Source organism: Actinomyces sp. ICM58, from assembly GCF_000283035.1.
Lineage (GTDB): Bacteria > Actinomycetota > Actinomycetes > Actinomycetales > Actinomycetaceae > Pauljensenia.
Window position 1 is genome coordinate 1 of the sequence record NZ_ALIY01000235.1, and the last position, 6,377, is coordinate 6,377.

The 6,377-nt window shown below is 69.6% G+C and carries 6 protein-coding genes and 1 tRNA gene; 3 read left to right on the forward strand and 4 right to left on the reverse strand.

What is annotated here, in order from left to right:
* The coding region (locus HMPREF1138_RS10280; protein ID WP_009059599.1) for an NUDIX hydrolase at positions 1-312 on the reverse strand (312 nt) is incomplete at its 3' end.
* A 168-nt stretch (positions 313-480) separates the two neighbouring features.
* Positions 481-1,110, reverse strand: a complete 630-nt coding sequence (locus HMPREF1138_RS10285; RefSeq protein WP_009059592.1) for a hypothetical protein — start codon at positions 1,108-1,110, stop codon at positions 481-483.
* A 30-nt stretch (positions 1,111-1,140) separates the two neighbouring features.
* Between HMPREF1138_RS10285 and HMPREF1138_RS10290 the strand changes: the two genes are divergently transcribed.
* The 3 genes from HMPREF1138_RS10290 to HMPREF1138_RS10300 all read left to right on the forward strand — a co-directional run bounded on the left by HMPREF1138_RS10290 (position 1,141) and on the right by HMPREF1138_RS10300 (position 4,791).
* Positions 1,141-1,212 (forward strand) — tRNA-Lys (locus HMPREF1138_RS10290).
* 70 nt (positions 1,213-1,282) lie between these two features.
* Positions 1,283-3,406, forward strand: coding sequence for a PfkB family carbohydrate kinase (locus HMPREF1138_RS10295; protein WP_009059597.1), 2,124 nt, complete (start codon positions 1,283-1,285; stop codon positions 3,404-3,406).
* A gap of 140 nt (positions 3,407-3,546) precedes the next feature.
* Positions 3,547-4,791 (forward strand): multidrug effflux MFS transporter, encoded by a 1,245-nt coding sequence (locus tag HMPREF1138_RS10300; RefSeq protein ID WP_009059590.1) that lies wholly within the window; start codon positions 3,547-3,549, stop codon positions 4,789-4,791.
* Between the two features lie 229 nt (positions 4,792-5,020).
* Here HMPREF1138_RS10300 and HMPREF1138_RS10305 read toward each other — a convergent pair whose 3' ends face one another.
* Together HMPREF1138_RS10305 and msrB are read right to left on the reverse strand one after the other, a co-directional pair.
* Positions 5,021-5,845, reverse strand: coding sequence for an EamA family transporter (locus HMPREF1138_RS10305; protein ID WP_039937989.1), 825 nt, complete (start codon positions 5,843-5,845; stop codon positions 5,021-5,023).
* 113 nt (positions 5,846-5,958) lie between these two features.
* A complete protein-coding gene (gene msrB / locus HMPREF1138_RS10310; RefSeq protein ID WP_009059595.1) occupies positions 5,959-6,363 on the reverse strand; it encodes a peptide-methionine (R)-S-oxide reductase MsrB in 405 nt (134 codons plus the stop codon).
* Positions 6,364-6,377 lie beyond the last annotated feature (14 nt).

Below are 6,377 nucleotides of genomic sequence, written 5' to 3' on the forward strand. Positions count from 1 at the left end.
CCAGTAGTGGACTTCCTTGGTTTGCCCGCCGCCGAGCCGGTAGCGCTGGGTCGTCAGGGGCGCGCCCAGGGTGATGATCTGGCCTGTCTCTTCTTCGACTTCGCGCACGGCGGCGGCGAGGAGGGGTTCACCGTTTTCGGCCTTGCCTTTGGGCCAGGACCAGTCGTGGTAGCGGGGGCGGTGGACCATGAGGACTTCGATGTCCGCGGGGTCGATGGGCTCGCCGGGGCGCGCGACTCGCGCGGGGTCTGTGAAGCGCCAGACGAGCGCGCCCGCGGAGCGAACGAGTCGCTGGGGGCGTGGGGCTGGCATCGGGCGCATAGGGTCCAGGGTAGTCGCCCCGCGCCGACCGCGCCCTGATGGGCGCGCCACCTTCACGAGGTCGGGGTTGCGCCGGGCGCGAATCCGGCGGCCTCGTGGGCCGTGACGAGCGGGCGGAAGGGGCGGCGGGGGGACGGGCTCCGCGCCGGTGGACGTGTCTCAGTCGAGCGTGCCGACGGCGGCCTCGCGGGCCGCGACGTCGAGCTCGTCGGCGGTTGCCAGCAGGGCGGAGTGACGCATGGTGACGCGGTGGGCGAGCGGGTCGGTGGGGTCTTCGATCCACAGGGCCCCGGCCTCGCCGGCGGCGAGGACACGCATGGCGCGGGAGGCCTCGCCGAGCACGTACTCGAGGTCGTCGTCGGTGAGGTCGCCCCGCAGCAGGGAGTCGACCTCTTCCATGATGAGGCTCAGGGAACGCAGCTCGACGGGGGCCTCAAGCCCCTGGATGATAGGCGCGCGCGAGCCGTCGGCGTAGCGCTCGGCCACCAGGAGCGGATCGCGGTGGTACCACTCGTGGAGCAGGTAGACGCGCCACAGGGCGCCGGGGAGAGTGAATTCGGGGCTGCGCGACCACACGTGGGCGATGGTGTCGATGCCGCGGGTGCGCACTGTGTCGCGCAGGCGCGCCACGTCCTCGTCCGTGAAGTTGTCGTCACCGATGCCCATGAGCGCCCACGCGGCGGTGTGCGCGACGGCGGCAAGGGAGGCGGGATCTTCGTCGCCGATGATCGTTTCCGCCCGCGCGGCGTCGAGCATGGCCGGGCGGCGAGGGGTGTTTGATTGGGCCATGGGGACCGCTTCCTTCTACAATGTGGGCATGGGCCTATAGCTCAATGGTAGAGCAGCGGACTTTTAATCCGTAGGTTGGGGGTTCGAGTCCCCCTGGGCCTACTGGTCGCCTCGGAATGTTCCGGGGCGTTCACGCTATCTGCGGGCGCGCGCCCGCGCTGGAGGTGCACGGATGGATCCTCGTTTGTCTCGCGCGCATGGCGCCCTGGCCGGGCTGGCGCTCGGAGACGCGCTGGGAATGCCGACGCAGGCGATGTCGCCTGCGCAGATCCGCGCGGTGTACGGACGTATCACGGGGCTCGTGGACGGTGACGCCTCCCAGCCCTATGCGCCGGGGATGCCGGCCGGTTCGGTCACGGATGACACGGAGCAGGCGCTGCTGATTGCTTCCCTCCTGGTACGAGGCCGGGGCTCCTCTTCGGGTCACGCGGCCCTGGACGCGGGCGAGTTCGCTCACGCGCTGCTGGCCTGGGAGGATTCGATGATTGCGCGCGGGTCGCTCGACCTGCTGGGCCCCTCCACGAAGGCGGCGCTCGAGCGCGTGCGTGCGGGCGAGGATCCGCTGAGCGTGGGCGGGGCGGGAACGACGAATGGCGCGGCGATGCGCGTGACCCCGGTCGGCATCGCGGTTTCGACGGCGGATCCGCAGGCCTTCGCCGAGTCCGTGTGGTCGTCCTGTCAGGTCACGCACGCGACACGACAGGGCTTCCAGTCGGCTGCGCTCGTGGCGGCGGCCGTGTCCCTGGGGATCGATGCGGCTTCGTCGTCCGCCTCGGATGTGCGGGCGCTGCTGTGGGAGGCCGTGTCCTACGTCGATTCGCTGCCCGAGCGCGGCGCGTGGGCACCGGACCCAGACGTCGTGGCGGCGACGCGCCGGGCGCTGGAGCTGGCGTCCACTCCCCCGTCACCATCCCCGGAGTCGTTGGCCGAGCAGATCGGCTCCTCCGTGGCCTCGGCGCAGGCGATTCCCATGGCCTTCGCACTGCTCGCGCGCGACCCCTCCCCGCGCGCCCTCCTGGATGCCGCGAATCTGGGCGGCGACACGGACACGATCGGCGCAATCGCGGGCGCGATCCTGGGCGCGGCGGCGGGGGTCGGGGTCTTCGACGGCAGCGCCCTCGCTCAGGTCGAGGAGGTCTCCCGCCTCGGCCTTCCCTCCGTCGCCGGGGAGCTCTTAGAGCTGCGCGATCAGGTGCTTGTCGGCCGCCAGGAGGATGCTCCCACGGATGCCTCTTCGGATGCCACGCCCGAGGTTTCGCGCGGCGTCACTTCTCCGGAGGAGCCGGCCCCCACCTCGTCGCCTGCCTCCCCCGCAGGCCGCGTTGTCCTCATGGGCCAGATCCTCGTGGACCTCGCCGTTCGTGGCGAGGCCCTCCCCTCCCCCGGCGGCGACGTGTGGGCCGTCGACGAGGGGATGCACGTGGGCGGGGGCTTCAACGCCCTCGTGGCGGCGCGGCGCATGGGGGCCGAGGCCCTCTCCCTCAGCCCGATCGGCGAGGGCCCCTACTCCTCGCTCATCCAAGCGGCGCTGGCGCGCGAGGGGATCACGGATGCCGGGCCTCGCGTCGCAGGCATCGACAACGGGTTCTGCATCGCGTTCACAGACCGCACGGGCGAGCGCACGTTCATCTCGACCAAGGGCGCCGAGACGATGGTACCCGCGAGCGCGTGGGCTGATTTCGTGCGCACGATGAACCCGGGGGACGTCCTCTACGTCGACGGATACCTCATGGACCACCCCGCGAACAAGGAAGCCGCTCAGGCTGCGCTGCACGCCCTGCCCGAGGGCGTGCGCGTCGTGCTGGACGTCTCCCCCGTCATCGGAATCCCGGACGGCTTGCCGACGCGCGACGTCATCATCTCGATGAACCACAGGGAAGCTCAGGAGATCGGGAAGCGGAGCGAGGATTCGAGCGTCCGCGACCGGTGCCGTGAGCCTCACGAAGCGGCGTGCGCAATGTTCGGCCTGCTGGGCCGCCCCGTCGTGGTACGCGCGGGAGCTGCGGGCGCATATGTCGCCCGTCCCTCGGTGGCTGCCACGGATACCGTCCATGAGGACGCGTCCCATGTCCCGACTCCTCGCGTCGAGGCAATCGACACGAATGGCGCTGGCGATGCGCACTCCGGGGTGCTGGCGGCCTCCCTCGCACAGGGGATCCCCCTGGAGAGGGCGCTTCTCCTCGCCAACTGTGCGGGTGCGCTGTCAGCGACGGTCGTCGGTCCGGCCTCGTGCCCGTCGCGCAGCCAGATCGAGGCCGCGGCGGACGCATTGGAGGCACGAGCGGACGAGGAGTGAGCGCGGTCGAGGTGTTGGCTGAGCGGGAGCACTACACCTGAGCACATGTGTGCATATCGGCCCCTGCGGGGGTGAGAGATTCGTCAAGTATTCAACCGAGGAACCTATTTTATATTCCCCCAGGGGCGCACAATTACCCCATGACGAATAACGACACCCAGGACCGCAGCGGCATCGTCGGCGGGGCCCTCACCGTGGTTCTGCTGATCACGCTGGCCGTACAAAACGCCGTGCCCCCGATGGCGACCGACATGTACTCGGCCGCGTTCCCGCAGATCACGGCGGACCTGGCGACGAACTCGACGATGCTCGGGTTCACGCTCACCACCTTCTTCGTGGGCTACGCGTCCGGGCAGGTGCTGGGCGGTGCTATCTCGGACCAGATCGGGCGACGCCGCCCCATCATCACCGGCGGCATCACCGCCCTGATCGGCTCCATGATCTGCGTGTTCACGCCGAACATCTGGGTACTCCTCGTGGGCCGAGTCTTCCAGGGCCTCGGCGGCGGCGTCGCCTCCTCGGTGGCGCGCGCGATCCTCGTCGACGTCGCACATGGCAAGATGCTGGCGCGCGCGATGAGCCTCATCCAGGCGATCGTCGGCTTCGCGCCGATGCTCGCCCCGGTCCTCGGCGCGTTCATCATCACGCACTCGACGTGGAGGGTCATCTTCTGGGCGCTCGCCGCGTTCACGCTACTCATGGCGGCCCTCGCCTGGCTCGTCGTGCCCGAGTCGCTGCCCGAGGAGCGCCGCCACCCCGGCGGTATCCCCCGGTTCTTCCACGGCCTCGTCCAGGTCGTGCGCATCCGCCCCTTCGTGGGTTTCATGCTGGTCAACGCCTTCTCGAGCTTCTGCATGTTCGGCTACATCTCGAACGCCACCTACGTCCTGCAGGGACCGCTGGGCCTGTCCCCCATGGCTTTCGCGTGGGTCTTCGCGTTCAACGCGCTGCTGTCGACCGGATTCGCGCTGGTCAACGTGCGCCTGATCTCACACTTCACGCCGCGCACACTCATCATCACGGGCCTCACGATCGCCGCGACCGGCGTCGTGACGCTGGCAGTGTCGACGTTCCTACTCGACCTGCCACTCATTCCGACGTGCGTGGGCTTCGCGCTCATCATGACGGCGAACGCGTTTATCTTCGGCAATTCGGGCGCGCAGGCCATGAGTGAGGCGCGCGAGCAGGCGGGCACGGCCTCGTCCGTCATGGGCGTGTTCCAGTCTCTGGCTAACGGAGTCGCGGCCCCCCTGGCAACCTCGGGCGGCGACAGCGCCGTGCCGATGGTGCTCGTCATGATCGTCGGGTCCGCCGGCGCGTGGTTCGCGTTCTGGGTGATCGCCCGCGGCGGCAAGCACACGCCTCACCAGCTCAGCCTCGACTGACGAGGCGTCAGCGCGCGGGACACAGGATCACCGCGCCCTGGATACAGATACATCGCGCACATCCGGATAGGTTATTAACCTATCCAGATCGTCACAACCTATCCAGATCATCACAACCTATCCAGAAAGCGCGCCTCATCGCGAAGAATTCACCAGAGGGCACCAGCTTTCATGCCCCGGTCGCGACTATCGGTTGGGACAGCGCCGCCCACCCCGCTCGGTGCGCGGATCACGCGCGCGAGGCGAGCCACACAGCGACCGACACGAGGACCAGGCCGATCAGCTCGAAGACACCCGGAATTTGGCGCAGCATGACGGCTCCGACCAGCGCGGACGTGGCCGGGAGAATCGCGGCAAACAGGGCGAAGGTGGAGGCGGCCAGGCGACGCATCGCGATCGCCTCGAAGCTGTAGGGGATGGCTGTGGAGAGCAGTCCCACGCCCACGACGATCGCGATCAGTTTCCACGAGGTCGTGGCCGCCATGGCTCCCGGCCCGAGGATGGGCGCGAAAAACAGGGAGCCCCACGCGCAGCCGAGGGCCAGGTTCGTCACCCCGTCGCGAGTGGAGGAGGCCCGCTGGCCCACGACGATGTACGCGGACCACGCGAGCGCGGCCAGGAGAATCCATGCGACGCCGACCCGCACGCTCGCGACGCTCAGGTCGAGGGCGAGTCCGCCGATGCATGCGACTCCCGCGAAGGCGAGGACGGCGGCGACGCGCGGGCGCCAGCCTCGGCCTCGGATGACGGCGACGGCGACCGGGCCAATGAACTCGATGGAGACGGCTGTGCCCAGGGGAATGCGCGCGATGGCCTCGTAGAACGACGAGTTCATCGTCAGGATGATGACCCCGAAGAGCGCGGAGATCGCCAGGTCCGAGCGAGTCAGGCCGCCGCGCCAGGGGCGCTTCCACGCGAGGAGGACGACCGCGCCGGTGACCACGCGCCACCAGGCGACGGACGCGGGTTCGACGGATGCGAAGGCGACGACTGCGAGCGCCGCGCCCACGTACTGGATGAGGCCCGAACCGACGATGTAGAGCTGGGGCGGGATGCGGTCGGCGACAGAGGCGCGACCTGCCGGGCGCTTCGGCGCGGCGGCGCTTCGCGGCCCGGCACTGGACGAGGCCGGGGTTGCGTGCCCTCCTCGGCGCTGGGCGGGCTCGTTCACTGGGCGGGCGCGAAGGTGAGCGCCGCCGAGTTCATGCAGTAGCGCAGGCCGGTGGGCTGGCCGGGCGCGTCGGGAAAGACGTGGCCGAGGTGGGAGCCGCAGGTCGCGCAGCGCACCTCGGTTCGGGTCATGCCGTGGCTGGTGTCGACGTGCTCGGTCGTGGCGCCGTCGTGGGTCTGGAAGAAGGAGGGCCAGCCGCAGGAGGAGTCGAACTTCGTGTCGGAGTCAAAGAGTGTGGAGCCGCAAGCAGCACACGAGTAGGTGCCGACGCGGGCCTCGTCGAGGAGCTCGCCGGTGAAGGGGCGCTCGGTGCCCGCCTCGCGCAGCACGTGGTAGCGCATGGGGCTGAGGAGCTTCTTCCATTCGGCGTCGGTGCGGGCGGCGGGGTCGGTAGCGTTCATGGTTCCATTGTCGC

Excerpts from the sequence above, each read along its gene's own strand:
- msrB (WP_009059595.1), bottom strand. The coding sequence starts at position 6,363 with ATGAACGCTACCGACCCCGCCGCCCGCACCGACGCCGAATGGAAGAAG.
- HMPREF1138_RS10285 (WP_009059592.1), bottom strand. The coding sequence starts at position 1,110 with ATGGCCCAATCAAACACCCCTCGCCGCCCGGCCATGCTCGACGCCGCG.
- HMPREF1138_RS10295 (WP_009059597.1), top strand. The coding sequence starts at position 1,283 with ATGGATCCTCGTTTGTCTCGCGCGCATGGCGCCCTGGCCGGGCTGGCG.
- HMPREF1138_RS10300 (WP_009059590.1), top strand. The coding sequence starts at position 3,547 with ATGACGAATAACGACACCCAGGACCGCAGCGGCATCGTCGGCGGGGCC.